Raw genomic sequence first — 25,696 nt, forward strand, 5'->3', positions numbered from 1 at the left:
GGCGTCCCCTCAACTATGCTAAGAGCGCTCTGCCCCACTGAGGCCAGCTAGATAGGCCTTCCACCCTTGGGCTTGCAAGCGGGCATTTTTCTCCTGCACGCTCTGCTTGAGGCTTTCCCGATAGGCCAGCACCCGTTGTTGTAGGGCGGGATCGCCGCTAGCTAGGATCTGCACGGCCAAGAGTCCAGCGTTGTACCCATTGCCGATGGCTACAGTGGCCACGGGGATCCCTTTGGGCATCTGCACAATCGAGTAGAGGGAGTCTAGCCCCTGTAGGGATTGGCTAAACACCGGCACCCCAATGACCGGCAGAGGAGTTAGAGACGCCACCATCCCCGGCAAGTGGGCTGCCCCGCCGGCGCCGGCAATGATGACGCGGATCCCTTGGGTATGGGCGCGGCGGGCAAACTCCACCATTGCTTCCGGCGTGCGGTGGGCGCTGAGGATCTGGAGGTGATAGGGGATCCCGAACTCCTCACACACCTGGGCGGCAGGGGCTAGGGTAGGCAGATCTGAGTCGCTGCCCATCACGATAGCGACGAGAGGGGAGGCTTCCATAAGCGGCTGGCCCGTCGTAGCCGATCCATAATTGCATAACCTAGGCCGGTGACGACCGGTGGCGGTTCAGCCAATAGCAGAGTGGCTGCTCCCTCATCCAGGCGGCGCAGGCTGGCAAAGAGGGCGCGGGCCGCCAAGTTGGGATCGGGGCCCAGGCATTCTAGGGTAAAGGCAACTTCAGGCCAGTGGCGGGAGAGGCTTTCTGCCAGCGCTTCCGGTTTGGCAGCAAAACTGAGAATGCCCAGGTGGGAGTGTCCCACTGCCAATCGCCGCAACTGTTGCCAGTCCTCGGGCTGGAGCTGGGCAAAGGCAACGGGTAACAACCAGAGGGGCTTGCCGGGGGCGTAGTGGCTGCTCAGTTGTCCTGGAGCTTCCGGCCTCTCGCCGCTTCCGGGGGCAGGGGGAGAGCTGAGGGGCAAATCGAGGTGGGATGCCAAAACTTCCAGCGGGATCCCGCCGGGGCGCAGCAAGGTGGGGGTGCCATCGGGGCTAAGCTTGAGGACTGTCGATTCCACGCCCACGGCACACTCCCCCCCGTCCAAAATATAGGGGATCCGCCCCGCCAACTCGGCGTAGACAGCCTGGGCCGAGGTGGGGCTGAGGCGGCCAAAGCGGTTGGCGCTGGGGGCAGCCAAAGGCACCTGAACTGCCTGCAGCAAAGCTTGGGCTACGGGGTGGGCCGGCACCCGCAGCGCCACGGTGGGCAAGCCACTGGTGACGAGATCCGGCACCTGCGGGCCCTTGGGTAGCACCAAGGTCAGCGGGCCCGGCCAGAAGGTGGCGACAAGGGATCCCAGGCGAGCGCGAGCGGTGGCAGTAAAAGCCGACAGATCCACTAGCTTTCCCTCCAGCCCCTCGAGAGGGATCCCGGCTGGAAGGTGCAGGATCAGGGGATCGAAACGAGGGCGCTCCTTGACGGCAAAGATCTTGGCCACCGCCTGCTCGTTGAGGCCGTGGCCTGCCAGGCCGTAGACCGTTTCTGTAGGCATGGCCACCAACTGGCCCTGCCGCAGCGCTTCGGCCGCCAGGGCAAGGTGCTCAGGGGTGGGGGGGAGGATCTGGGTTTGCATGGGAGGGGATTCACGGCCCTGCGGGCAACGAGAACGGGTTTTGCCGGTCTCGGCCTCAGGGCTAGCTTCCTTCTTCAACATGGGTGTGCAACACCTTGCCGCGCAGGGTCTTGCCCAACCAGGGAGTGGCTTGGGAATGGGAGCGGAGGGTAGCTGCTGAAACTGTCCAGGTATGGGTTGGATCAAAGAGCACCCAGTCACTGCCGGGATCCAGACAGGGCGGCTCCAGCCCCAGGCAGCGGGCCGGGTAGAGGCTGAGGGCCGACCAGAGCTGTAGCGCTGTTAGCAATCCCGTCTCCACCAGGTTTTGCCACAGCAGCGGCAAGGCCAACTCCAGGCCTATGGCCCCAGGAGGAGCCTCGGCAAAGGGCAGGGTTTTCTCCTCGTAGGTGTAGGGAGCATGATCGGTGGCGATGCCCAAGTTGCCGCTGCGGATCCCGGCAATAAGGGCCTCCCGGTCGGCAGCATGGGGCAGAGGAGGCAGCAGGCGCAGGTTGGGATCGTAGCCGCCCTCGAGGACAGCTTCCTCCGACAGGAGGAGGTGCATCCAGGTGGTGCTGGCAGTAACCGGCAGCCCCTCTGCCTGGGCCTGCTGGACAAGCTCTAGACTGCGGGCTTGGCTAAGGCGCATCACATGCACCGGCGCCGGCGAAGGGACGCTGCGCAGCACTTCCAGGAGGCGGGCCAAGGCGGCAGTTTCGGCACTGGCTGGGATGCCCTTTAGCCCTAGGCGAAGGGCCCATACTCCCTCGTAGAGACTGCCCGAGCCCGCCAGGGTGGGATCCCAGGCCCAAACCAGTAGCGGCTTATTCCAAGGTCGCAAATACTCCAGGGCCCGTCGCAGCAGAGCCAAGGAGCGCAGCGGCTCTAATCCGCCGACCCGAGCCACAAAGCCAATGGCTCCGGCGTGGGCCAGCTCTCCCCAGGGGCTGGGAGCTTCTTCCCGGTCACCCAAGCTAAGGGCAGCCCAGGGCAGCCAGCGGGGATCCCCACGCTGGCGGCGATAGCGGCCCAGCTGCTCTGGCTGATCCAGCACCGGAAAAGCTGCCGTCCCCGGGACAGGAGTGGGCAGGAGGCCAACTTGGGTAAATCCGCCTGCTCGCGCTGCGGCTGCCAGGGAGGTGAGGGTCTCGCGGCCAGTGGAGAAGCCCCTCTCCCCCAGCTCGCCACTGTAGGTGTACAGATCGATCAAGCCTGGGCCCAGCACCCAGCTGGAGGCGTCCAGACGGGGAACCTTGGCGGGGATCGCTGCTGCCTCGACGAGGAGAAGGCGGCCCCGACGTAGCCAAACATCAGCTACTTCATCGCGCTGGCGCCAGGGATCCAACAGGCGTACTCCTTGCAGGCAAATATCCGGCAAACCCAGGTCGACAGGGAGAGGGGATCCCATCTTCACCCCCTAGAGAGCGCCCGCAGTGGTGCAGTCAAGAATCTGGCCGGACAGGTGGGTGGTGAGGTTCAGCACTCTTAAAACTGGCGCACCCTCCTTTCCTTCCGGGTAGTCGATGACGGTAATGCCGCCATTCCCTTGCTTGAAGATCCAAAAGGCATGGGGAGAAAGGTCGAACAACTGGCAGATAATGGCCTTGTTGATGGCATCGTGGGCTACCACCACTGCCGTACCTTCTGGAAACTGAGCGGCCGTAGTGGTCAAAATTTCTTCCCAGGCCGAGCGAGTGCGGGCCCAAACTTGGTAGAGGTTTTCCCCGTTGGGCATCTGCACGGCGGCAGGATCCCGCTGCCAGCGCTCCAGCTCGCCGGGGTATTCGGCTTCCACTTCACTCTGGAGCTTGCCCTCCCAGTCGCCGTGGCAGATTTCCTGCAGCTCCACCATTGGGCGCAGGATGAGGTGGGGGTGGTGGCGACAAATGGCGTCAGCGGTAGCCCAGGGCCGCTTGAGGGGGCTGGAAAAGGCCAGGTGCAGCGGCTGATCCGCCAAAAACTCGGCCACCTTGGCTGCCTGCTCCTCGCCGGTGGCGTTGAGGGGAATATCCCGCTGCCCCTGGAAGCGTTGCTCCCGGTTCCATTGCGTCTCGCCATGTCGCACGAGCAGAATGCGCATCCCCTGCTTGCGCTTGGGCAGAGGCTGGCCCAGATGGGCGGTGATGTTCCAAGATTCCAGTTGCACTGGTCCCCCCAGGCCCTGGGGGAAGTTGAGAACACTGATAGCACAGTTGTTTTGCCCCAGACGGTGGTAGTGGACTGGCCCCAAGCCAATGGCCGTGCTGACCAGGGCACGGTTGAGGCCGCTGTGGCCGACGATAAGAACGTTGAGGGGATGCGTAGGATCACTCCCCCGCTCCGAGCGGGGATCCAACTGCACCTGCTCAGCCAACTGCTGCCAAAAGACCTGCGCTTGCTGCCAGAGATCCCGCACTGGAAAGCGTCCCCCCAGCTCCAGCTCGTCGGGCTGGTACCGCCAGCGGTAGTACTCTTCCGGGTACTTCTCCTTCACCTCGGCAAAGGTCAAGCCTTCCCACTCCGTTAGGTCAATCTCCCGCAGCTGCTCACTAATCAGCAACGGGATCCCCCCTCGCTCCCTGAGAAGAATGTGGGCGGTGTCGAGGGCGCGGGAGAGAGGGCTGCAGTAGACATAATCCAAGGGGATCCCGGCTAGAGCCTCAGCTACCCGCTGTGCCTGCGCTTCTCCGCTGGGGGTAAGGCGAGAGAGATCGGAGCGGCCTTGGATGCGATTTTCGACGTTGAAGGTGCTCTCACCGTGGCGCACAAGCAGGATGCGCAGGGCAGGCTGAGCCATCGTTGGTACTGATTGAACTCAAGGACCTCTTCTAAAGTATCGCCTAGAGCCCTACTGGGGGTTTGGCTGGCCTCACCTCAAGGAACTCCCGCTCGGACTAGTACAAGGGGGTGAGCCGCGCCAGGAAAGCTCCCCCCGGCTCTTGGTAGAGAATTTGTCCCTGCCAGCCGTTGGCGTGGGCATAGTGCAGCAGGGTCTCTGGATCCACAAAGAGCCAGGGGAAGGGATCCCCGCGCTGACCGTTGTATTCGGCCACAAAGTTGACTACCTTGGTTTTTACCTCCCCTCTCCCTTCCTCTTCTAAAACCCTGGTTTCTGGATCCGCAGGAATGGCCGGCTCTGGAGTTCGCGGCAGCAGATCCTCTAGAGGTGCTGGGTTTTCGCCGAAGTCACTGAGCTCAGTAGAGTCCAAGAGCAACTGACCCATAGGCTGAATCCAAGGGCGAGCCAGGCGCAAAAAACGCTCCAACCCCGCCAGGGATCCCACTAGGCCGGCGCCGTTCATCAGCAACAGCAGCGTATCGAAGGGCTCCTCCGGCCCTGCCCAGTGAAACAGGTCGGCGGCAATACGGCAGCGCACCCCCCGTTCGGCCATGATCTGCAACGCCACCGGAGAGCGATCCAGGGCGGCCACAGCCAACCCCTCCTCCTGCAGCAGCAGGCTGTGGCGGCCTGTGCCGGCACCAATGTCCAGCACGCGACCTCGACAGAGATCCAAAGCCAGGGCCTCCACCTCCGGCAGCTCCTGGGTGAAGAACACCTCCGGTGAGATCACCTGGGGCTCCTCTGCCAGCGGGATCCCCTCAGCGCTGTAGGCGTGCAGGCGCAAAGCTCCCTTGGCTTGGCCCCGGTGCCAGTCCCAGAGCGCCTGCTCCAGCGGATCCTGCGGCACAGGGTTTTCGACAGCCTCTATCATGGGAAGACTACGGTATCGCCCACTGGCCAATGCTAGCGAGGCGGCCTCCTTTTGGGCCTACTTCCATTCTGGAGCAGCTGGCCCTGCTGCAACTCCTCCATGGTTGCCAAGTCTCCGCCACCTATCGTCTACATTGTTCTGGGACTCCTGCTCCTCTGGGGCGGTCATCGCGCTTGGCGGGCGGGCTACCTTCGCTGGCCGCAAGGGATCTCGCTGCCAGGGTTGGGCAGTGGGGCCCAGGATCTGCTCTTAACCAGCGGCGAGCGCACCCTCTTTGCCGATAGCAGCCCCGCCGCCGTGGCCGCGGCAGAGCTCATCCGCCAGGGCAATTTTAGGGCGGCGATCCCGCTCCTAGAGATGGGGCTACAGAACAACCGCAACGACCCGGAAGCTCGCATTTTCCTCAACAACGCCCGCGCCCAGCAGCAGGGCAACCCCTTGAGCATAGCCGTGGTGGTGCCCATCTCCAGTAACCCCAACCGCGCCAAAGAGACACTGCGGGGCGTGGCCCAGGCCCAAGAGGAGCTATTTCAGCAAGGGGGTATTGCAGGGCGGCTGCTGCGGGTGGTGATTGCCGACGACGGGGATAACCCAGAGCGAGCGGCGGCAGTGGCCAAAGCCCTGGTGGGCCAGCCTGAGATCTTGGGGGTGATCGGCCACAACGCCAGCGATGCCACCCTGGCGGCGGCTGAGATCTATCAGGCTGCCGGCCTGGCTATGATCTCCTCCACCTCCACCAGCACCCGCATCAGCCTGCTGGGGAACGCCATCTTTCGCACCGTCCCCTCTGACCAGATTGCTGGCACGCAACTGGCCCGCTATGTCCTTAACAAACTGCGCCTGCAGAGGGTGGCCATCTTCTACAACCCCAACAGCGCCTACAGCACCAGCCTGCGCGACGCCTTTGCCTCCACCCTGACCAGCGAAGGGGGGATTGTGCTGGCCACCTTCGACCTAACAGCCGCCGATTTCAACCCCCAGGCCAGCCTCCAGAGAGCGCTGGAGCAGGGATCCCAGGTGGCTTTCTTGGCGCCTACGGCTTCCGTAGCCCAACACGCGCTGGCCGTTGCCCGCCAGAACGCCCTCCGCGGCCAACCCCTTGCCCTGGTGGGGGGAGATGTGCTTTTTAGCCTCACCACGCTCAAGGAAGGGGGAGCAGCGGTGGAGGGCATGGTGGTGGCGGTGCCCTGGCACCCCGATCTTCCCCGCAGCCGCGGCTTTGCCCAGAAGGCAGCCCAGATGTGGGGAGGGCAGGTGAGTTGGCGCACCGCCCTGGCCTACGACGCCACCCGTGTTTTTCTCCAGGCCCTTCGGCAGGGATCCCCCAGCCGCAGCGCTGTTCTTGCCGTCCTGGGCGACCCCAACTTCCGCTTGCAGGGAGGCGCTTCCGGGGAGGTGCGCTTTTTGCCCTCCGGCGACCGCGATGCCCCCTACGTGCTGGTGCGCGTCGAACGGGGCAACCGCTCCGGTACGGGCTACGATTTTGTGCCCATCCCCCAGGGATCCCGCTAGGCGCTAGAGTGGTAATGCTCTCCAAAAAACCAGAGGGGTCGGATCCCATGCCCAGCCGGATCACAGCCTGTTTCCAGGCGCTGCGCAGCCGCGGTGAAGCCGCCCTTATCCCCTACCTCACCGCCGGGGATCCCGACTTGCAAACCACCTTTGAGGCTCTGCAGGTGCTGGATCACCACGGCGCTGATCTCATCGAGCTGGGGGTGCCCTACTCGGATCCCCTGGCCGATGGGCCGGTGATCCAAGCAGCAGCTACCCGTGCCCTTAGGCGGGGCGTGACCTTGGGCGCCATTTTGCAGGGGTTGAGGTGCCTCTCGCTGCGGGCCCCTCTCATCCTCTTCACCTACTACAACCCCATCTACCAGCTCGGCATCCCCAACTTTGTGCAGCAGCTGCGCCAGGCTGGCTGTGCTGGCCTAGTCGTCCCTGACCTGCCTCTAGAAGAGGCCGGAGCCCTGCGGGAAGCAGCGCAGGCAGAGGGGATCGACCTCATCTTACTGGTGGCCCCTACCAGCCCCCCCGAGCGCATGCGGCGCATTGCCCAACACTCCAAGGGCTTTATCTACCTGGTCAGCACCACCGGCGTCACTGGCGAGCGGGCCACCCTCGAGCAGCGGCTCCCAACCTTGCTGCAGCAGTTGCGCCAATCCACCTCCCTGCCGATTGGGGTGGGCTTTGGCATCTCTACCCCCGACCAGGCTCGCCAGATTGCCCTCTGGGGAGCCGATGCCGCCATTGTCGGCAGCGCCTTTGTGCAACGGCTGGCCAAAGCGCCCACCCCTGCCCACGGCCTGCAACAAATTGCTTGCTTCTGCCGCGAGCTCAAGGCTGCCCTGCAAGGAGTAGGGGCCCCGCACTCTTGATGGCTGCAGCGGAAAAGAAATGAAACGAATATTTACATTTTTTAGCTCCCCTGTCGACCAATTGCCCGCTCACTGCACTGGCAGAACGAGGAGCTTGCCGGCCAGGCCGATCTGCTTGTTTGTAAATCTTCACAAAATACTCATCGCTCCCGCGCTATAAAATTGTCCTGGATGCTCGGCTGTCTGAAAGTTGTAGGAGTTGTCGGCCGGTCTCAAAATCTGGGGCTTCGGTGGAGGTAGTTTTGAGCCCCCTTCACAGGATCCCCGGTTTTTGGGCGAACGGATCCCGCATCCAGCGAGGCTGAGCAGCTAGCTTTTGAGAGGATCAGCCAGTCGCTCATCCTTACTTTGGGAAAAAACCAAGAGGAGATCCATTATGCAAGACGCCTTTACCCGGGTAATTACTCAGGCAGATGCACGTGGCGCTTTTTTAAGTGAACAAGACTTTGCTCGTTTAGAGGCTTTGGTGGCAGAAGGCAACAAGCGCCTGGATGCCGTCAACCGCATGACCAGCAACGCTGCTCAAATTGTGGTTAACGCAGCTCGTTCTCTGTTTGCCCAGGAGCCAGATCTAATTGCTCCCGGCGGTAACGCCTACACCAACCGCCGCATGGCTGCTTGCCTGCGCGACCTGGAGATCATCTTGCGCTACATTACCTACGCCACCTTGGCGGGAGACAGCTCCGTGCTGGAAGATCGCTGCCTGAACGGTCTGCGGGAAACTTACATTGCTCTGGGAGTGCCCACCAGCTCCATGGCCAATGCCATTGCGGCTATGAAGAGAGAAGCCCTGGCCAAGATCATGGATCCAAACGGCATCACCCCTGGCGACTGCTCAGCAATCCAAAGCGAAGTGGCCAGCTACTTCGACAAAGCTGCTGCCGCCATTGTGTAGGGTGTTTTTAGCGGGGGCCGGCTTGGCCCGTGCTAAGCAAAGCTTCTTTTAGTAGCAAGCAGAAGTCCCCCAATTTGGGGTGGACTGGCTGCTTAAGGTCTGTTTTTGCTAGCAGTGAACGCATTGAGGAGTTGAAAGGTGAAAACTGTTATTACTGAGGCAATTGCCGCTGCTGACAATCAAGGGCGTTTTCTCAACGCCAGCGAGCTGCAGGCTGTGAGTGGTCGCTACCAGCGGGCTGCCGCCTCTCTAGAAGCAGCTCGTGTATTAACCCAAAACCAACAGACGCTGGTGCGCGAAGCGGTGCAAGAAGTGTTCAAGCGCTTCCCCTACCTAAGCCAACCAGGGGAGATGGGGCATGGCGAGGTCTTTCAGGCCAAGTGCGCCCGTGACATCGGCTACTACCTGCGCTTTATCACCTACTCGCTGGTTGCCGGTGGCACCGGCCCCCTCGACGAATACTTGGTGGCTGGTCTGCGGGAAGTGAACCGCGCTTTTAACCTCTCCCCCAGCTGGTACATCGTGGCTCTGCAGCACATGAAGAGCCGCGCTCTGGGCATGCTGAAGGGCCAAGCGGCCAATGAAGCGGCCATCTACTTCGATTACGCCATCAACGCCCTCAGCTAGGGGAGGTAAAGATAGGGCTCCTTAGCCATTGAGCCAATCTCTTTTGGTTTGCCTAGCAGGCAGCAACCTGGGTGGAGGTAAGCTCCCTAGCTCCTAGTAACCAAGCTCTCCTAGGGAGTGGGTTGTCTGCCTGCAGGCTTAACCGAAGGGATGGGAGTCCTCAACTTTAGGGCGAGGCAGCTTGACAGTGCCTCCTAGGGTTCTTTTGCTAACTGTGTAGGCCTCTTCCGAGCTTGGGCAGCGGGAGTGGCAAGACAACTATTCAAACAGCGGGGAAAGGTATGTTCGGTCAAAGCACCAGTAGCCCAGAGGCTCTGACAGAAGCCGGTAGTCGGGTTTACAGAATTGAGTACACTGGCCTACTCAACCCACCTGAGGCCCTGAGTACCTCAGAGAAAGTGCGCCGCAGCACTGCTACGCTTACCGTCCCCTACAGCCGGCTGTCTGCTGAGATGCGGCGCATTCTACGGATGGGTGGCAAGGTTCTCCGGGTTATCCCTCTCTCGGGATCCCCTGCCCAAGGCCCTACTCCTCCTGTCCAGTAAGGGATCCTACTGCCCTGGGGCTTGGCTCTAGGCAAGCAGTTGTTGAAAAAGTTGCCCTGGCTTCATGAATGGCTCTGCAATAGCTCGTCTAGCCTCCAACACGGCAGTGCTGCCCCAGCAGCTTACCTGGGAGCAGGCAATAGCCTGGCTGCAAGGGGACGATCCGCAGGAGCGCTACTACGCCGCCTGGTACTTGGGCACTATGCGCGACGGGCGGGCAGTTGAGCCCTTGCTGTTGGCGTTGCAAGACGAGCGAGATCGCACTGCCCTGGGAGGCTACCCGCTGCGGCGCAACGCCGCCAAAGCTCTAGGGCAAATTGGCGATGTCCGGGCTGTGCCTGGGCTGATTGAGGCGCTTAGCTGCAGCGATTTGCTGGTGCGGGAAGAGGCGGCCTACGCCCTAGCCCAGCTGGGAGATAGACGAGCAGTGCAGCCCCTGCTAGCTTTGTTAAAGTCGCAGGAGGAGCAGCCTTGGGAGGCTTTCATTGAGGCGCTGGGCCACCTCAACGCTAGCGAAGCTGAAGCAGCCATTCGGCCTTTCTTGGATCACCCTTCAGAGCGGGTGCGTTCAGCAGCAGCTTGGGTCCTCTATCGCTTTACCCAAGCGGAGGAGCTGACTCAAGTTTTGGTGGCGCTGCTAGCCCACCCCAACTTTAGCTTGCGCCAGGCAGCCCTCTTCGACCTAGCTGAATCGGGCTGGCTTGCAGGAGCCCCCCTGTTGGCCACTGCCAATGTGGCCCTTAACCTGCGCCTCAATGCTCTAAAGCGGCTATTTGACGTGGCCTTGCAGTTGGGGTGGGTGCCGCCAGATCAGGTGGCAGCGGCAATCATCCCCCACCTTGACAGGCTGTTTTAGAGCTGGGACTTTTTTGACCTCACCTTAGCTTCTAGGCCGGTTATGTCCTCCTCATCCCCTGCGCAAGTGCTTCCTCCTGCTGTGGCTCAACTGGCTGCCCAACTGGAGCAGGCCACCTCAGAGGCGGAACTGCTGGGCGTGGTACGAGCTCTGGGCTCCCTGGGCCAGGTAGAAGGGATCCCCCTGCTCATTCGCGCTTTTGGCTTCAACCGCCCTGCTGTGGGGGAGGCAGCTCTGGAGGAGGTGTTGCGCTTTGGAGAAGCGGCGGTACAGCCCTTGCTAGCCAACATTGACGGCTTTGACTATGGGGCGCGGGCCTACTCGGTGCGAGCCTTAGCCCGCATTGGCCATGGGGATGCTTACCCCCTTTTGGTCGACTCCATTGTGGCTGATTTCGCCCCTAGCGTGCGGCGGGCAGCAACACGGGGACTGGGACGGGTGGCTGCCCAACGCCCCTTGTCCGATCAAGAGCGAGCTTTGCAGCTACTCCAGCAATGCCTAGGGGATGCCGATTGGGGAGTGCGCTATGCCGCTGTTGCAGCCCTAACGGACCTAGCCCGCCTAGGGGAGCTTTCCCTGCGACCTGCTGCCAAGGCAGCTCTGCAGACAGCTTTGCAGGATGCGGATCCTTTGATCCCTCTCCGCGCTCGCCTAAGCCAGGAGGAGCTGGCTACTGAGCTGTAGCCTCTTCTTGTTGTTTCGTTTCTTGATAGGAGCACCGCCTATGTCTCTTCCTTTGCTGGCTGTTCGCCCCACCACGCAAAACGAACGGGTAAACCGCTACTTTGTGGCTAGTGACGAAACTCCGCCCGTCTACCGCCCCGATGACCCAACGGGTATTGAGAATGTTATCCGCGCCGCCTACCGCCAAATCTTCAGCGAGCACCTGATGCTGGAGAGCTACCGGCAAAGAGCGCTGGAGTCCCAGTTGCGCAACGGGGCGATTTCGGTGAAAGAGTTTATCCGTGGCCTGGGCAAGTCGGAGGTCTACCGCGACCTGGTCATGGTTCCCAACGACAACTACCGCTTCGTTGAGATCACCTTCCAGCGCTTCCTAGGTCGGCCCACCTACAGCCAAATGGAGCGCATCCAGTACTCGATTATCCTGGCCACCCGCGGCCTAGACGGGTTCATCGACGCCATTGTGGATAGCGAGGAGTACGACGCCGCTTTTGGAGACGATGTGGTGCCCTACCAGCGCCGCCGCCTTTCCGAGAAGCCAACCAACTTGGTCACCCCTCGCTATGGACCACGTTGGCGGGATATTTCCGGCGTAAGGCCTTCGGCCCGGGAAGTGGTGCGCACCTATCGGGTTGTCCGCCCGCCTAAACCTGGGGATCCGGAGAACTTCATCAACATGGCTCGCCTGCTCAATCCCAAGCCGGCAGCGCGGCAAAACATCAGCGTCTTTGATCTAAAGATCCCTGACATGACCACCAACCGTCGCTAGCCCTAGACAGGCTTCCTAGGGCAAGTGCCTGTGGGACTGCCGGGCCAAGGCTCCGCTGCTGTTCGGGTGGGGTGGCTCGGCAGCTTGCCTGCGGCAAGATTCGTTATAATCTGGGTGATGCTTCTTAACCCTTGGGCTGCATGAAGAATTCCGTTGTGCGGGCTTTTTTCGTCGGCAAAGCAATGGCCGATGTCTTGCGGGAGCGTTGGGAGGGCACGCTTGCCGACATTGCTGCGGAGGTAGGTAAGCTGTGGGCAGAGCTGCAGGAAGGCTGGCAGACCTTTGCCCAGGAGGTGATGGCCCGAGCCGAGACAGAAGCATCGCTAGCTACCCAAGCAATGGCCTCGTCCACCTACAAGGTGGAAGACCTGCAGGCAACTCTAGACGACCTGCGGGCCGAGGTAGCCCAGCTCCGCTCTGAGTTGCAGAAGTACCGCAATCGAAACGCTTGAAGGCAAGCACAGCAACGGGAGCCAAGCCTGCTAAACCCTACACCGCCTACCGGTGGGCCCGGGAAAACTACAGCCGATGGGGCCGCCTCCTTGACATTTGGCGCTTTGTGCTGACTTGGCTGTTCTACCTCTGGCTGGACCAGCAGGCCTGGAGCTATGGGGGGCAGCCTACGCCAGAGCAAAAAGCCAAGCGCCGTCGTGCTAGAGCCATCTGGATCCGCGAGACGCTGCTCCAGCTGGGCCCCACTTTTATCAAGGTAGGGCAGTTTTTCTCCACCCGCGCCGATCTTTTCCCTGCTGAGTATGTGGAGGAGCTGTCCAAGCTGCAGGATCGGGTGCCTGCCTTCAGCTATGAGCAGGTGGCGGCCATTGTACAGCAGGAGCTGGGCAAGCCCATTGAGCAAATCTACAGCTACTTTGATCCCACCCCCTTGGCCGCAGCCAGTTTGGGGCAAGTGCATCGCGCCAAGCTCAAAAGCGGTGAAGAAGTGGTGGTGAAGGTGCAGCGGCCGGGCCTAGTGCGGCTGTTCACCATCGATCTCGAGATCTGCCGCGGCATTGCCGAGTTTTTTCAGCACCACACCCCCTGGGGCGGGCCGGGCCGGGACTGGATTGGCATCTACGAAGAGTGTCGCCGCACCCTTTGGGAAGAGGTGGACTATCTCAACGAGGGCCGCAACGCCGACAGGTTCCGCCGCAACTTTCGCGACATGCCCCAGATTGCCGTTCCCAAGGTGTACTGGCGCTACACCTCCCCCCGGCTGCTGACATTGGAGTACCTACCGGGCATCAAAATTAGCGACTACGAGGCCCTGAGGGCGGCAGGGTTGGATCGCAGGGCTTTGGCCCGCTTGGGGGCAGAGGCCTATCTGCGGCAACTGCTTAAAGACGGCTTTTTCCACGCCGATCCCCACCCCGGCAACCTTGCCGTCAAGCCAGATGGCACACTGATTTTCTACGACTTTGGCATGATGGGGCGCCTTCGTCCCGGCCTCAAGGAAAAGCTGGCAGATATGCTGGCAGCTGTGGTGGCCAAAAATGCCGACCAAGTGGTGGCCTTGCTGGTGGAGCTGGGCGTTCTGGTGCCCACTGCCGATCTCGCACCCGTCCGTCGCTCAGTGCAGTACCTTCTGGATCACTTCCTGGACAGACCTTTTTCCGGCAAGCTGGACGAGATCTCGGTGGCGGCCATTAGCGAAGACCTCTACGAGCTGGCCTACGAGCAGCCGTTTCGCTTCCCTGCCACCTTTACCTTTGTCATGCGAGCCCTCACTACCCTGGAGGGGTTGGGAAAAGGGTTAGATCCAGAGTTTAACTTTATCGAGGTGGCCAAGCCTTTTGCAGAAGAGCTCATGAACAGTAGCCAACCCGAGAAGGAAACCCTGCTAGCCCAAGTCAGCCGCCAGGCGGTGGAATTTACCAGCAGCAGCCTCAGCCTGCCCCGCCGCCTAGAGGCGACCTTGAGTAAGTTGGACCAGGGGGAGCTGCGCCTGCGGGTCCGCTCCAGTGAAATGGAACGCCTGCTGCGTCAGCTCAACACAACTGGCCTGGGCACCATCTACGCCGTATTGTTTGCAGCCTTTTTGCTCAGCGCCACGCAGCTATTTTTGGCCGGGCATGCTACTTTAGCGGTTGTCACCCTGGTCTTGGCTGTTCTCGCTGCTTTGGCGCTGGTCAGGGTACTCTGGAAGGCAAAGGGATTGGATCGGCTGAGGTGATGCGACGCTATGCTGGCGCTACGGATCCGGGCAAGGTCCGTAGCAGCAATCAAGATGCCTACTACTGCGATCCAAAAGGGCGCTATTTCATCGTTGCCGACGGCATGGGTGGGCATGCAGCGGGAGCCACAGCCAGCCAGCTAGCGGTTGAGACAATTCGGGCCTGTTTGGATGGAGGCTGGGAGACAGTGCCGGCACCCAAGCTCCTGAGCAAAGCAGTGGAAGCTGCCAACGAGGCGATTCTTAAGGATCAGCGGGAAAACCCGCAACGGGCGGACATGGGAACCACCGTAGTAGTGGCGATGGTGGATCCCAACAACAATTGCTGGAGTGCTCACATTGGCGACTCCCGTCTCTACCGCCTGCGGGGATCCCAGCTGCAGCAGATGACGGAGGATCACACGCTAGTTGCTCGCTCAGTTCGGCAGGGGGAGCTGACTCAAGAGCAGGCCCGCATCCACCCCTGGCGGCACATCCTTGAGCGCTGCCTAGGCCGGCCCGACACAGGGCCGCCTGCTATCCAACCCATTAGCCTGCTTCCCGGGGATCGCCTCCTGTTGTGTAGCGATGGCCTCACCGAGGAGCTGGACGACGAAGTCATTGCCGAGTATTGCTTGAGGGTGCAAGACCTAGAGCAGCTTGTCCTCAAATTAATCGAGGCAGCCAAAGAGCGAGGAGGTCGGGACAACATCACCGTCGTCATTGCCGAGTACGCCTAAAGGGCCGGCGGTGCCATGAAGCAGGGGCTTGCCAGGCATCTCCCCAGCCAGCCCCTACTCCTCCTTGAAGGCAGTTTAGTCTTTAGCTCTTCGGCTCAAACACCTTCAAGTCCACGATCTGGCCGCCTTTGAAGGTCCAGTGGGCAAAGGTTCCGGCCACGTCTCCCTTTTCATCAAAGTCCAGCGAGCCGGAAGCGCCAGTGTAATTGATGTCTTCCCCTTTCTTCAGCAGCTCCACTGCTTTGGCCCACTCGCCAGGCAGGATCTCGGTGCCAGGCGGATTGGCCACTTGTCGCAGGGCATCGCGGATGGCAGTACCATCGGTGCTGCCGGCTTTTTGAATGGCCAGAGCTAAGAGGAAGGCGGCATCGTAGGCGGTGTCGATGTAAGGGGTGGGGGGCAGCTCCCCATAGGTAGTTTTGTAGGCTTCGGCAAAGCTTTGGTAAGCCTTGCTATCGGTGAGGGCCTGGGGGGAGGTGCCGATGGATCCCTCTAGCTTGTCCGCCCCCACCTGGGCAGCCAGATCGGGAGACCGCATGCCGTCTGTCAAGACAAAGCGCTTAAATAGCCCCCCTTCTAGGGCCTGCCGCAGAATAACTGCACCGTTTTCTGGATAGCCAATAACCACTAGGGCCTGGGGATCCCCTTCCTTGAGCTGATCCAGCTCGCCGCGGTAGGAGGCTTTGCCGGGCTCGTAGGGGACGGCCTTGGTGATCTTGCCTCCCTGCTTCTCAAAGGCTGCCTTGAAGCTGTCGGCCAGCCCCTGTCCGTAGTCGTTATTGATGTAGATAACCGCCAGGCGATCCAGCTTCTCTTCGCGGGTAATTTGCGCCAGGGCTACCCCTTGGAAAGCATCGGAAGGAACGGTGCGGAACAGAAAGTCATTGTCGTCCAAGGTGGTGATGCTGGGAGCAGTAGAAGCGGGCGAAATCTGCGGAATCTTGCTAGGAACTGTTACTGTTGTGGCCACTGGGATGGTAACGCCACTGCCCAAAGCACCAATAATGGCGGCCACCTTCTCCACGTTCACCAGCCGCTTGGCCGCATCGATAGCTGGTTGGGCTGAGGTCTGGTCATCCGCCTCCACCACTTGGATTTGGGATCCGAGGACGCCGCCGGCAGCGTTGATCTGATCCAGGGCCAGCTTGATGCCCTTGAGGCAGTTTTCCCCATAGGCTTGCAGGTCACCCGTCAGAGACAGCAGCGCTCCAATTTTGATCGGGGTTTGGGCTGCTTGCTGAGCTGTGCTCGGTAGCAAGGGGGTAACCAGGAGCGCAGCTGCTAGGGCTGCTGCCGTTGCGAAGGCCCGCCGTGTCAGTCTCTGCATAAGAACCTCCAGTGAGAGAATACAACTGCACTTCCCAAAAGTTGGTGGTCGTACAAGCAGACGTTGGGTCACTTCGGAGAGTTCCCTCCTAGAGTCAGCTCCACTCCCGAGGGGGAGCTTTTTGGCAAACCTATTCTCGAGTTTGGTTAAATAAGGCTCATTATCCTACGATAAAAGTTCATAGAATGGAATGGTAAATTCATTAGGCAATGGAGTTTTCCCAGGGTAGCAGTGTGATCGTTATCGACAACGTCTCCAAACAGTTTGGCGGCGTCAATGCCCTGGATCGCTGCTCCTTCCGCATCGAAGCTGGCCGGATCACGGGCTTGATTGGCCCCAACGGGGCGGGGAAAACAACTCTCTTCAACATCATTGCCGGGTTTATTCGACCCAGCAGTGGCCGCATCTGGCTAGATGGGGAGGACGTCACGGGCTTGCCTCCCCACCGCTTGTTTCAACGCGGGCTAGTGCGCACCTTCCAGATCCCGCGCGAGTTTGGCCGCATGACCGTTCTAGAAAACTTGATGGTCGTCCCTCCTGAGCAGGCGGGGGAAAACCTGTTCAACACCTGGTTTCGCTGGCGGCGCGTGCAACGGCAGGAGCGCCAGCTGCAAGCTCGGGCTGAAGAAGTTTTGGAACGGCTCAACCTCATCCACCTGCGCGATCAACTGGCGGTCAACCTTTCCGGCGGGCAAAAGAAGCTGTTGGAACTGGGACGTACCCTAATGGCGGACGCGCGGGTCATCCTCTTGGACGAGCCAGGGGCTGGCGTCAATCGCACCCTGCTGGCGGACTTGATCCGCTTCATCGAATACCTCAACCGTGAGCGCGGCTGCACCTTCTGCATCATCGAACACGACCTGGATCTGGTGACTCGCCTTTGCCACCATGTGGTGGTCATGGCGGGGGGGAGGGTGCTGACTCAGGGATCCATACAGGAAATTCGGCAAAACCCAGCTGTGCGCGAGGCCTATCTCGGATCCATTGCCCTGGCCGAGGCCCTCAGCTCCGGGCCGGCCTCCACCGTCTCGCCGGAGGGATCCCCCCCATGACCCCTTTGCTAGAGATTCAGGATCTCTACAGCGGCTACCGCGGCGTAGACATCCTCAAAGGGATCCGCCTCAAGGTCAATCCGGGCCAAATTGTGGTCATCATCGGCCCCAACGGCGCGGGCAAATCCACGGTGCTCAAGTCCCTCTTTGGGTTGGCCACTATCCACTCTGGCCGGGTGCTCTTCCAAGGCTCTGACATCACCCATCTCCCTGCCGAGCAACTGGTGCGGCGGGGGATTGGCTTTGTGCCCCAAACCAACAATGTCTTTCCCTCCCTCACGGTGCAGGAAAACCTGGAGATGGGGGCCTTTATCCGGCGCGATAACTACACTGCCCAACTGGAGCGGGTTTATGAGCTGTTTCCGCCCCTAAAGGAGAAGCGAAAGCAAGCGGCGGGATCCCTTTCCGGTGGGCAGCGGCAGATGCTGGCCATGGGGCGGGCGTTGATGACAGAGCCACAGCTGTTGTTACTGGACGAGCCCACTGCTGGCCTGTCGCCCCTATACGTTGAGCAGACCTTTGCTCTCCTGCAGGAGATCAACCGCCTTGGCGTCAGCATCCTGATGGTGGAGCAAAATGCCAAGCAGGCTCTGGCTATAGCGGACTGGGGCTACGTCTTGTCCATGGGAGAAAACCGCTTTGAGGATACTGGCCCCAACCTGTTGCGCAATCCCCAAGTGCTGGAGCTGTTTTTGGGGGGCTGAGGCCCTCACCTCCAGCCCCTCTCTTCGAGGGAGAGGGGAGCTAAGCGGAGCTGGCCAGTTGGACTGCCTGCCTGAGAAGGGCTTCCACAAAGCCCATTGCCTCCTGGGCGGAGTGGCCAGCGGCCAGTTGGGCCAATTCCTCCCGGCGCTCCCTCTCTCCCAGAGGATCCACCCGCACGCAGGTCCGCCCTTCTTGCACCACTTTGTAAACCCGCAGGTGGTGATCGGCTAGGGCGGCAATCAGGGGTTGGTGGGTAACGCAGAGAACTTGGTGGTTCCGGGCCAGCTGGTGCAATTTGGCGGCAATGGCCTGCGCCACCTTGCCGGATACGCCAACGTCGATCTCGTCAAAAACCAGGGTAGCCACCGGATCCACGCCGCTGAACACCGCCTTTAAGGCCAGTAGAAAACGGCTCATCTCGCCGCCAGAGGCAATCTCGGCCAGGGGTTGCAGGGGCTCGCCGGGGTTGGGGCTAAACCAAAAGCTCACCTGATCCACCCCTTCGGCGGTGGGGGATCCTGGCTGGATTTGCACCTGGAATTGCACGCCGCTCATCCCCAGGGGCTTGAGCTCCTCAACGAGGGCCTTTTCCAGTTTCCGGGCCGCCTGCTGCCGCAGGTGGGAAAGCGCCTGGCAGTGGCGCTCCAGCTCCTGGGCTGCCTGGTCCAGCCGCGCCTCTAGTTCCTCCAAGTCGGTGCTCTCGTGCCGCAGTTGGGCCAACTCTGCCTGCACCCGCTGCGCGTGGGCCATCACCTCGGCCAGGGTGGGGCCGTATTTGCGGCAGGCCTGGCGCAGTTGGGCAAGGCGCCGTTCAATTTTGTTTAGCCGACTGGGATCTGCTTCCAGGGTCTCGCCGTAGCGCAGCAGCTCCCGTCCGGCCTCCTCCACCTGAACGAGGGCGCTGCTAACCAGTTCGAGGAGGGGAGTTAGGTCGGGATCCCGTTGAGCCATGCTCTGCAGCAACCGCTCGGCTTGGGCCAACAAGTCAGCAATAGCTGGGGAGCCGCTGTCGTTTTGGTAGAGCAGTTGGTGGAGGGCATAGCTCTGCTGCTGCAGTTCCACGCAGTGGGCTAGGCGCTCCCGCTCCCGCTCCAATTTGGTCAGTTCGCCGGGATCCTCTAGGCGCAGGGCAGCCAGTTCTTGGGCTTGCAGCTCCAGGAGATCTAGCCGCTGCAGCCGCAGTTGTTGGTTTTGTTGGCGGGATGCTATCTCTGCTTTGAGCTGGCTCCAGGTTTGGTAGCAAGCTGCCACCTCTAGGCGCAGGCGCAACAGCTCTTCGCCGCCAAAGGCATCCAGCCAGCGGCGCTGAGTTTGGGGCAACTGGAGCTGGATTGTCTGACCCTGGGCGGTGATCTCCACCAGGTAGGAGCGCAGGCTGAGCATCTGAGCCTTGTTCACCAGCACCCCGTTGACTCGCAGGCGGCTGCTGAGCTTGCCGTTGCGCACCACCAGCTCGCGGCTGCAGACCAGGCCTTCTTCCAAAGGCTCAATTTGCTCCTGCTCTAGCCAGGCCTCCAGGGCGGCCGTGGGCTGGAAAATGGCTTCCACCAGGCCCCGCTCGCTGCCGCTGCGCAGAGCGCGAGCTGGCCCCCCTAGCGCGGCATCGAGAGCCTCGAGAATGATAGATTTGCCCGCCCCTGTTTCTCCCGTGAGCACGTTCAGCCCTGCCCGAAAGGGGATCTCCAAGTGCTCGATGAGGGCGAAGTTCTCGATCCGCAACAGGCGCAACATAGGGATCCCGTTGGCCGTCCTGTCTCAGGTTAGCCCACCTGCCGACTTAGGCGGAACGGGGGAAGAGCAGCTTCAAGGGGTGGCCTCCGGCGTCTCCTCTGTTCTAGCGGCGGTATCGGCAAGCGGCTCGGAGGTGGCGGCTGGGGCATTGGGTGTATTAGGCGCTACCTCTGCCTCCTGGAGAGAGGCGGAGGGTTCGAGCTCGGCTTTTGGCTCTGAGGCGGTGGGCTCGGGGGCAGCAGCAGCGGCTTGGGCAGCCTCTTCTTGCTTTTGCCGCTCGTAGCGGCGCCGTTTGATCCCCTCATCCACCCACACGTACACCAGACTGAGAAGGGAGAGCCCTGCCGTTCCAATTAAAACCCAGAGTAGATTGTTGTCTATCGTCATGAGGTGAGATCCGTCCAACTTTGCCGCCAGGGGGAAACGCTGCCCTTAAGGCTTGATCTTACCGTTGAAGCTGCTCTGCCCAATCTTAAAAGACGGGATCCACCCTTTTGCCATGCGCTACCTCAAGTTTTACAAACCCTACGGCGTGCTCACCCAATTTACCGACCGGCAGGGGCGGCCAACTCTCAAGTCTTTCATCCCGGTGCCCAGGGTCTATCCGGTGGGGCGGTTGGATCGAGATAGCGAAGGTCTGCTTCTGCTGACCGACGATGGCCGCCTCAACGCCCGCCTCCTCGATCCCAAGTTCGGCCACGAGCGCACCTACTGGGTGCAGGTGGAAGGGATCCCCACGCCGCAGGCTCTGCAACAGTTGGAAAAAGGGGTGATCATCCAGGGGCGGAAAACCCGCCCTGCCCAGGTGAGGGTTCTCACCGAAGAGCCACCCTTGCCACCGCGGGATCCGCCCATTCGCTTTCGCCGCTCCATCCCCACCACTTGGCTGGAGCTGACGCTGCGGGAAGGTCGCAATCGCCAGGTGCGCCGCATGACCGCCGCTGTCGGCATCCCAACTCTGCGATTGGTGCGAGTGCGGCTGGGCCCTCTCTCGCTGGAGGGACTGGCTCCCGGCCAGTGGCAGGATCTCAGTGAGGCGGAGTTGGCCCGCCTGCGGCAGTGTTGTTTTGGCCAGCCACGCCGTCCCCAGCTGAAGCGGGAGCTAAGTTTACAGCACCCCTTTTGAGCTGGGGATCCCATCCTGTCGGCGCGGATCCCGCTCTACGGCCATGCGCAGAGCGCGGGCAAAGGCTTTGAAACTGGCTTCAACAATGTGGTGGGCATTGAGGCCGGCTGCCTGGCGGATGTGCAGGGTCAGCTGGGCGTGGTTGACCACTGCCTGGTAAAACTCCCGCACCAACTGGGTTTCGTAGCGGCCAATGCGCTCCACAGTTAGCTCCAGGCCGTAGCTGAGGTGGGGGCGTCCGGAAACATCCAGCACCACCTGCACCAAGGCCTCATCCAAAGGCGCCCAGAAGTGGCCAAAACGGTAAATGCCGCGCCGATCCTGCAGCGCCTGGGCTAGGGCTTGTCCCAACGCGATGCCCACGTCTTCGTTGGTGTGGTGATCGTCGATGTGCAGATCCCCCACCGCTTTGATCTGGAGATCAATTAGCCCATGGGTGCTGAGCTGGGCCAGCATGTGGTCCAAAAAGGGGATCCCCGTGTCGATCTCGTGCTGCCCCTTGCCATCGAGGTTGAGGCGAACCTGCACGTCCGTCTCTGCTGTGCGACGGTGAACAAAAGCCACTCTGGGCTGGAGCGAGCACGTGGAATCTAGGGCAGTCATGGGAACCAAAGCAGCAGGAACACCCCACCTCTAGCATCGCACAAGCCTGCTGCCCTATGGCTACTGCAACCCCACCTTGCCAGCCTGAGCAGGCATCATCGCTTCCCCGCTAGCCCCGATCCCAGCCGTCCAGCCTAGGGAGTGGATCTGGCAGGGGGTTTCCCTCACCCCTGCCCCCTCTTCCTTTGGGAGGATCTGGAGTGGCCCGGAACTTCCCTCGAGGAAGTCGCTGTAGATTGCTGTAGGTAGAGAGATCGCGGCAAAGGGGATTGCCGTTTGCAGGATTGGCAGCAGGTTTACTCTGCCCTCAAGCGGTACTGGGGCTACGAGGCGCTGCGGCCGCCCCAGGATCGGGTAATCCGCGCCTTGCTGGAGAAGCGGGATGCCCTCGTGGTGCTGCCGACGGGCTTTGGCAAGTCCTTGTGTTTTCAACTGCCGGCTTTGCTGCAGACAGGCCTGACCTTGGTGGTCTCACCCCTGATTGCCCTGATGGAGGACCAAGTTCAGGACCTCTGGAGGCGCCGTCTGCCGGCAGCCTGTCTGCACAGCGAGCTGGAACCGGCTCTGCGCAAGCGGGTGTTGCGGGCGTTGGCGGAGAATCGGCTGCGTCTACTCTATCTAGGGCCGGAAACCCTCTTTAGCCCGCCGGTCTGGGAGCGGCTGCAACAGGTGCCTATCAACGGCCTCATGGTGGACGAGGCGCACACCTTGGTGCACTGGGGAGGATCCTTCCGGCCCGACTACCGCCGCCTGGGGTTGGTGCGTCCTGCCTTGGGCCAGCCTGCCTTTCCCATCGCTGCCTTTACTGCCACCGCCGATCCCGAAACCCTCAACCGCCTGCGCCACCTCCTAGGGCTACAGCAGCCGGAGTGCATCCGTGCCGATCCCCTGCGCGCCAATATCTCCCTCCATGTGGAGGTGGCCTGGAGCCCAGCGGATCGCCGTCGCCGCCTGCTGCGCTTCCTGGCCGAAAACCCCGGCTCGGGCCTAGTGTATGTGCGCACCCGGCGGGATGGGGAGGAGCTGGCCGAGTGGCTGGGCCGACAAAACCAGAAAACCGCCACCTACCACGGCGGGCTGGAAGCGGGATCCCGCCGCCAGCTGGAACGGGCTTGGCTAGAGGGCAAGCTGCGCTTTTTGGTTTGCACCAACGCCTTTGGCATGGGCATCAACAAGCCGGACGTGCGTTGGGTGCTGCACTTTCACCCGCCCCCTAACTTGATGGACTATCTGCAGGAGGTGGGGCGGGGCGGGCGGGATGGTGGCCCTTGCCGGGCCCTCATGCTTGTCTCGGAGCCGACGGGCCTGCTGGATCCCACCGATCGCCAGCGCCAAGCCTATTTCTATTCCCAGCAGGAGCGCCTGCTGGCCCAAGCACGCCGCCTCCTCCAAACTCTGCCCTCCCAGGGATCCTATGCCGACTTGCCCCCAGGGGAGACGCGGGTGGCCCTGGGCCTGTTACAGGAAATGGGCTGTCTGCACTGGCCAGATCCCTTTCACTTCCAGGTGCTGCACCGCCGCTGGCAACCGCCACGGCGGGAGGATCCCTGGCGGGGGATGGAGGACTTCATCCACAGCCGCGGCTGTCGCTGGCAGGCAATTTTGCAACATTTTGGCTACCCTGAGAACCAGTCCAGCCTGCCCTGCGGCACCTGCGACCGCTGCCGGGCTTCCCAAAGGCGTTGAGGGTTTCGGCAGCCGGCAGAGGGGTTAGGATCTTTGCGCTTGCCCGGCGTTTTCGCAAAGGATAGGATCCCCTCGCTTTCCCCTTGCTGATGGTGTCCATGAGTGGTTCGGGATCCCCGGTCGCTGCCCTTGAGCAGCCCTTGTCCTTAGCACGGCAGGTGGCCCAACTGCTGGTGGTGCCGGTTTCGGCCCGCCTGGGATCCCAGTCTCCTCCCCGAGAGGTCCTCAAGCGACTGATCCAAGAGGTGGGGATCGGGGGCCTCTGGATTACTGAGGGCCATGTGGCAGAGGCCCTGCTGCTGATCGAGGAGGCGCAGTCTTGGGCTGCCCTGCCCCTTTTGGTGGCAGCCGAGGCCAGTCGCGGCCTGGCGCTGGCGGGGGCTACTTCTTTCCCCCACCCCCTGGGCCTAAGCCGCCTGGGATCCGAAGCCGAGCGCTGGGCAGAACAGTGGGGAAGGATCACGGCGCGGGAGGCGGCGGCCATCGGCATTAACTGGCTGCTTGGCCCGGTGGCTGAGCCCCTGGGGCAAGGCCCAGCAGAGCTGGCGCTGGCGGAGGAGCCGCACCTGGCGTTGCAACTGGCGCGGGCCTTTATCCGGGGCTGTGAGCAGGCGGTTCCCGAGGGGATCCTGACCACAGCCAGATCCTTCCCCGGCCAAGGCTGGGCCGAGGTAGAGCAGGCCCGCCCGCTGCTATCGCTAGAGCCAACTGCTGCCCCCTGCTGTCCTCGCCTGCGCCTTACCTTGGGCGAACTGCAAGCAGGACCCTGGCTGCCCTTCCGCGGCTTGGTGGAGCAGGTGGGGGCCATCTCGGTTGCGCCAGTGGTGCTGCCAGAGTGGGATGAGCGCTGGCCAATCTCTTTTTTGCCGGGACGGCTAGCGCAACTGCTGCGCCAAGAATGGGGGTTCAGTGGGCTGATTGTGGCAGAGGGCCTCGATCAGGGCTTCTTGGCCGAGTTGGCTGTTCGCGGCAGGGGGACGGAGTCCTCTCCCTGCCCACTAGCAGTGCGGGCCCTCCAGGCCGGCGCTGACCTCCTTTTGGCCCCTCCTGAGCCGGTGGCGGCTGTGGCGGCCATTGTGGAAGCCGTGCAGCAGGGATCCCTAGATGCCCAGGCCATTGCCCAATCGGTGACGCGGGTGCTGCGGGCCAAGCAGCGGCTTTTTCCCTCCGCCTCCGCCCTGCTCAAGCAAGTGTGGCCGGCCCTGGCGGAGACGGACTTTAGCTTGCTGCCCGGCTGGATGGGGGCTAAGGATCCCACTGACCCGGCCCTCAACCGCGGCTTTTCCGACGAGCAACTAAAGCCCCTACTGCTGGGGGATCCCCTGGCCAAGGACTCCCCTTTGGCCAAGCTGTTCGGCGCCCGCTCCCCTCTGCCCAGGGCCGCCCAGTTGGGATCCCTCCTAGCCGAGAGCGACATTGTCCCCTGTCAGGCGGCCATGGCCCGCGGTGGAGTTACAGGCGGCCAACCCCTGCCTTTGCCCTTGCCGCCCGGCAGTTGGAACTGGATCTGGCAGGATCTCTCCCTGGGTCCTGAAGCAGTGCTTTTAGCCGAATCTCCTGCCCTGAGCATTCCCGCCAGCTTGGGTCTTCCTCCTCTGCTTAGCCATTCCCTTACCCCCTTGAGCTTGCTGGAGGCAGCTCTAAACAACCGCAGCGGCCAGTGGATTTTCCAAGCCTTTGTTCGCGATCCTCTGCCCAACTATGTGGTGGATTGGCTAGGGCAGCGGCGGGAGCAGGTAGCAGCCGTTGTTATTTATGGAAACCTGCAGGTTGGCTATCGCCTCCGCAGTTACTTGCAAGGGGCCAACGTCATCCACAGCCTCAACAGCGATCCCCAGGCCCAATTGGAAGTGATGCAACGCCTGTTTCCCAGCCAACCGCTGCTGAGGAAGTCCAAGCCTCAGCAAGCCGTCGCAGATCATTAAGAAAAAGTAAATACCCTTACAGATTGTTGGCAGGAAGCGGCTTCTAGGCTATTGTATTGGTGGAAATGTAAAAGATTGAAACGGTTTCTCTCAGGTTTGTCTGCTGTGCCCTTCTTCTTTCCCAATCTCGGCATTTCCGGCAGCCCCTGCTTGGCTTCCAGCAGGGGAGAGCCTCAAGCCTGCTCTCAGCTCTCCCCAGGGCAGCCCCTGAGGCCGTTTTTTTCCTTCCTGCAAGTGCTGGGGTCAGGGGGCTGGGTGAGGAAGCTGGGATGGGGTCTACTTCTTGTAGGTCTGGCGGTCTTTGGCTGGAGTTGGCTGGCTGCAGCCGTGCGGCCAGATCCCTACATCGAGGCTGTTCTTAGCATGGAAGGGCAAGCCAGCAGGGGAGCCTCGCTGTTTGCCCTTAACTGTGCCGCCTGCCATGGCGAAGAAGGGGATGGCCGCGTAGGCCCCAGCCTGCGGGGGGTGAGCAGCCGCCGCTCTGACCGGTTTATCATTTACCAAGTAACCAGTGGCAAGACTCCGCCCATGCCCCAGTTCCAGCCCGATCCCCAGGCAATGGCGGATCTGCTTAGCTACTTGAAAACTCTCTGAGGCCAGCT

At 61.7% G+C, this 25,696-nt stretch carries 26 protein-coding genes; 17 read left to right on the forward strand and 9 right to left on the reverse strand.

Annotated elements, in window-relative coordinates; translation table 11 throughout:
* Positions 1-18: 18 nt before the first annotated feature.
* The 5 genes from purE to NW830_RS02160 all read right to left on the reverse strand — a co-directional run bounded on the left by purE (position 19) and on the right by NW830_RS02160 (position 5,302).
* Entirely contained in the window at positions 19-558 is a 540-nt protein-coding gene (gene purE, locus NW830_RS02140) for a 5-(carboxyamino)imidazole ribonucleotide mutase (RefSeq protein WP_414359378.1), read from the reverse strand.
* Positions 528-1,709, reverse strand: coding sequence for an L-threonylcarbamoyladenylate synthase (locus NW830_RS02145; RefSeq protein ID WP_414359376.1), 1,182 nt, complete (start codon positions 1,707-1,709; stop codon positions 528-530). The genes purE and NW830_RS02145 overlap by 31 nt, the downstream gene beginning before the upstream one ends.
* Positions 1,690-3,018: a dihydroorotase gene (locus NW830_RS02150; protein WP_414359374.1), complete on the reverse strand. Its 1,329-nt coding sequence runs from the start codon at positions 3,016-3,018 to the stop codon at positions 1,690-1,692. Before NW830_RS02150 ends, NW830_RS02145 begins: the two co-directional genes overlap by 20 nt.
* 9 nt (positions 3,019-3,027) lie before the next feature.
* The gene (locus NW830_RS02155; RefSeq protein ID WP_414359372.1) at positions 3,028-4,386 is read right to left on the reverse strand and encodes a histidine phosphatase family protein; all 1,359 of its coding nucleotides are present in this window, start codon (positions 4,384-4,386) and stop codon (positions 3,028-3,030) included.
* A gap of 97 nt (positions 4,387-4,483) precedes the next feature.
* Positions 4,484-5,302, reverse strand: a complete 819-nt coding sequence (locus NW830_RS02160; protein WP_414359370.1) for a class I SAM-dependent methyltransferase — start codon at positions 5,300-5,302, stop codon at positions 4,484-4,486.
* Between the two features lie 99 nt (positions 5,303-5,401).
* On the opposite strand from NW830_RS02160, the gene NW830_RS02165 reads away from it, so the two are divergent.
* From NW830_RS02165 to NW830_RS02215, 11 genes are all read left to right on the forward strand, one after another.
* Positions 5,402-6,814 (forward strand): ABC transporter substrate-binding protein, encoded by a 1,413-nt coding sequence (locus tag NW830_RS02165; RefSeq protein WP_414359368.1) that lies wholly within the window; start codon positions 5,402-5,404, stop codon positions 6,812-6,814.
* 47 nt (positions 6,815-6,861) lie between these two features.
* Positions 6,862-7,677, forward strand: a complete 816-nt coding sequence (trpA, locus tag NW830_RS02170) for a tryptophan synthase subunit alpha (protein ID WP_414359366.1) — start codon at positions 6,862-6,864, stop codon at positions 7,675-7,677.
* Positions 7,678-8,050: 373 nt separating this feature from the next.
* The gene (locus tag NW830_RS02175) at positions 8,051-8,572 is read left to right on the forward strand and encodes a phycocyanin subunit beta (RefSeq protein ID WP_414360029.1); all 522 of its coding nucleotides are present in this window, start codon (positions 8,051-8,053) and stop codon (positions 8,570-8,572) included.
* A 138-nt stretch (positions 8,573-8,710) separates the two neighbouring features.
* Positions 8,711-9,199, forward strand: a complete 489-nt coding sequence (locus NW830_RS02180; RefSeq protein WP_414359365.1) for a phycocyanin subunit alpha — start codon at positions 8,711-8,713, stop codon at positions 9,197-9,199.
* A 281-nt stretch (positions 9,200-9,480) separates the two neighbouring features.
* Positions 9,481-9,744 (forward strand): phycobilisome linker polypeptide, encoded by a 264-nt coding sequence (locus NW830_RS02185; protein WP_414359363.1) that lies wholly within the window; start codon positions 9,481-9,483, stop codon positions 9,742-9,744.
* Positions 9,745-9,808: 64 nt separating this feature from the next.
* Positions 9,809-10,600, forward strand: coding sequence for a HEAT repeat domain-containing protein (locus tag NW830_RS02190; protein ID WP_414359361.1), 792 nt, complete (start codon positions 9,809-9,811; stop codon positions 10,598-10,600).
* Between the two features lie 42 nt (positions 10,601-10,642).
* Positions 10,643-11,284 (forward strand): HEAT repeat domain-containing protein, encoded by a 642-nt coding sequence (locus tag NW830_RS02195; protein WP_414359359.1) that lies wholly within the window; start codon positions 10,643-10,645, stop codon positions 11,282-11,284.
* A gap of 40 nt (positions 11,285-11,324) precedes the next feature.
* The gene (locus NW830_RS02200; RefSeq protein WP_414359357.1) at positions 11,325-12,050 is read left to right on the forward strand and encodes a phycobilisome rod-core linker polypeptide; all 726 of its coding nucleotides are present in this window, start codon (positions 11,325-11,327) and stop codon (positions 12,048-12,050) included.
* A gap of 140 nt (positions 12,051-12,190) precedes the next feature.
* Positions 12,191-12,502 (forward strand): DUF6825 family protein, encoded by a 312-nt coding sequence (locus NW830_RS02205; RefSeq protein ID WP_414359356.1) that lies wholly within the window; start codon positions 12,191-12,193, stop codon positions 12,500-12,502.
* Complete coding sequence (locus NW830_RS02210) at positions 12,499-14,220, forward strand: ABC1 kinase family protein (RefSeq protein ID WP_414359354.1); 1,722 nt, start codon at positions 12,499-12,501, stop codon at positions 14,218-14,220. The genes NW830_RS02205 and NW830_RS02210 overlap by 4 nt, the downstream gene beginning before the upstream one ends.
* Positions 14,220-14,939 (forward strand): Stp1/IreP family PP2C-type Ser/Thr phosphatase, encoded by a 720-nt coding sequence (locus NW830_RS02215; protein WP_414359352.1) that lies wholly within the window; start codon positions 14,220-14,222, stop codon positions 14,937-14,939. The genes NW830_RS02210 and NW830_RS02215 overlap by 1 nt, the downstream gene beginning before the upstream one ends.
* Positions 14,940-15,021: 82 nt before the next feature.
* Here the strand turns inward: NW830_RS02215 and NW830_RS02220 are convergent, their stop codons facing one another.
* Positions 15,022-16,266 (reverse strand): ABC transporter substrate-binding protein, encoded by a 1,245-nt coding sequence (locus NW830_RS02220; protein WP_414359351.1) that lies wholly within the window; start codon positions 16,264-16,266, stop codon positions 15,022-15,024.
* A 209-nt stretch (positions 16,267-16,475) separates the two neighbouring features.
* Here NW830_RS02220 and NW830_RS02225 point away from each other — a divergent pair, with 209 nt between their 5' ends.
* Both NW830_RS02225 and NW830_RS02230 read left to right on the forward strand, forming a co-directional pair.
* Entirely contained in the window at positions 16,476-17,318 is an 843-nt protein-coding gene (locus tag NW830_RS02225; RefSeq protein WP_414359349.1) for an ABC transporter ATP-binding protein, read from the forward strand.
* The gene (locus NW830_RS02230) at positions 17,315-18,022 is read left to right on the forward strand and encodes an ABC transporter ATP-binding protein (RefSeq protein WP_414359348.1); all 708 of its coding nucleotides are present in this window, start codon (positions 17,315-17,317) and stop codon (positions 18,020-18,022) included. Before NW830_RS02225 ends, NW830_RS02230 begins: the two co-directional genes overlap by 4 nt.
* Before the next feature lie 40 nt (positions 18,023-18,062).
* On the opposite strand, the gene recN is transcribed toward NW830_RS02230, so the two are convergent.
* Positions 18,063-19,754: a DNA repair protein RecN gene (gene recN / locus NW830_RS02235; protein ID WP_414359347.1), complete on the reverse strand. Its 1,692-nt coding sequence runs from the start codon at positions 19,752-19,754 to the stop codon at positions 18,063-18,065.
* Between the two features lie 72 nt (positions 19,755-19,826).
* Positions 19,827-20,141: a hypothetical protein gene (locus NW830_RS02240; protein WP_414404543.1), complete on the reverse strand. Its 315-nt coding sequence runs from the start codon at positions 20,139-20,141 to the stop codon at positions 19,827-19,829.
* A 112-nt stretch (positions 20,142-20,253) separates the two neighbouring features.
* Between NW830_RS02240 and NW830_RS02245 the strand changes: the two genes are divergently transcribed.
* Entirely contained in the window at positions 20,254-20,880 is a 627-nt protein-coding gene (locus tag NW830_RS02245; RefSeq protein ID WP_414359344.1) for a pseudouridine synthase, read from the forward strand.
* Here NW830_RS02245 and hisB read toward each other — a convergent pair.
* Positions 20,863-21,483: an imidazoleglycerol-phosphate dehydratase HisB gene (hisB, locus tag NW830_RS02250; protein ID WP_414359343.1), complete on the reverse strand. Its 621-nt coding sequence runs from the start codon at positions 21,481-21,483 to the stop codon at positions 20,863-20,865. The genes NW830_RS02245 and hisB overlap by 18 nt on opposite strands.
* A gap of 276 nt (positions 21,484-21,759) precedes the next feature.
* Here hisB and NW830_RS02255 point away from each other — a divergent pair, with 276 nt between their 5' ends.
* From NW830_RS02255 to NW830_RS02265, 3 genes are all read left to right on the forward strand, one after another.
* Positions 21,760-23,169 carry a RecQ family ATP-dependent DNA helicase gene (locus NW830_RS02255; protein WP_414359341.1) on the forward strand — a complete coding sequence of 470 codons (1,410 nt, stop codon included), beginning with the start codon at positions 21,760-21,762 and terminating at the stop codon, positions 23,167-23,169.
* A gap of 89 nt (positions 23,170-23,258) precedes the next feature.
* Complete coding sequence (locus NW830_RS02260; RefSeq protein ID WP_414360026.1) at positions 23,259-25,094, forward strand: glycoside hydrolase family 3 N-terminal domain-containing protein; 1,836 nt, start codon at positions 23,259-23,261, stop codon at positions 25,092-25,094.
* Between the two features lie 264 nt (positions 25,095-25,358).
* Positions 25,359-25,688, forward strand: a complete 330-nt coding sequence (locus NW830_RS02265; protein WP_414360024.1) for a c-type cytochrome — start codon at positions 25,359-25,361, stop codon at positions 25,686-25,688.
* Positions 25,689-25,696: the final 8 nt, after the last annotated feature.

The organism is Synechococcus sp. OH30 (assembly GCF_047462175.1).
Classification (GTDB): Bacteria; Cyanobacteriota; Cyanobacteriia; order Thermostichales; family Thermostichaceae; genus Thermostichus.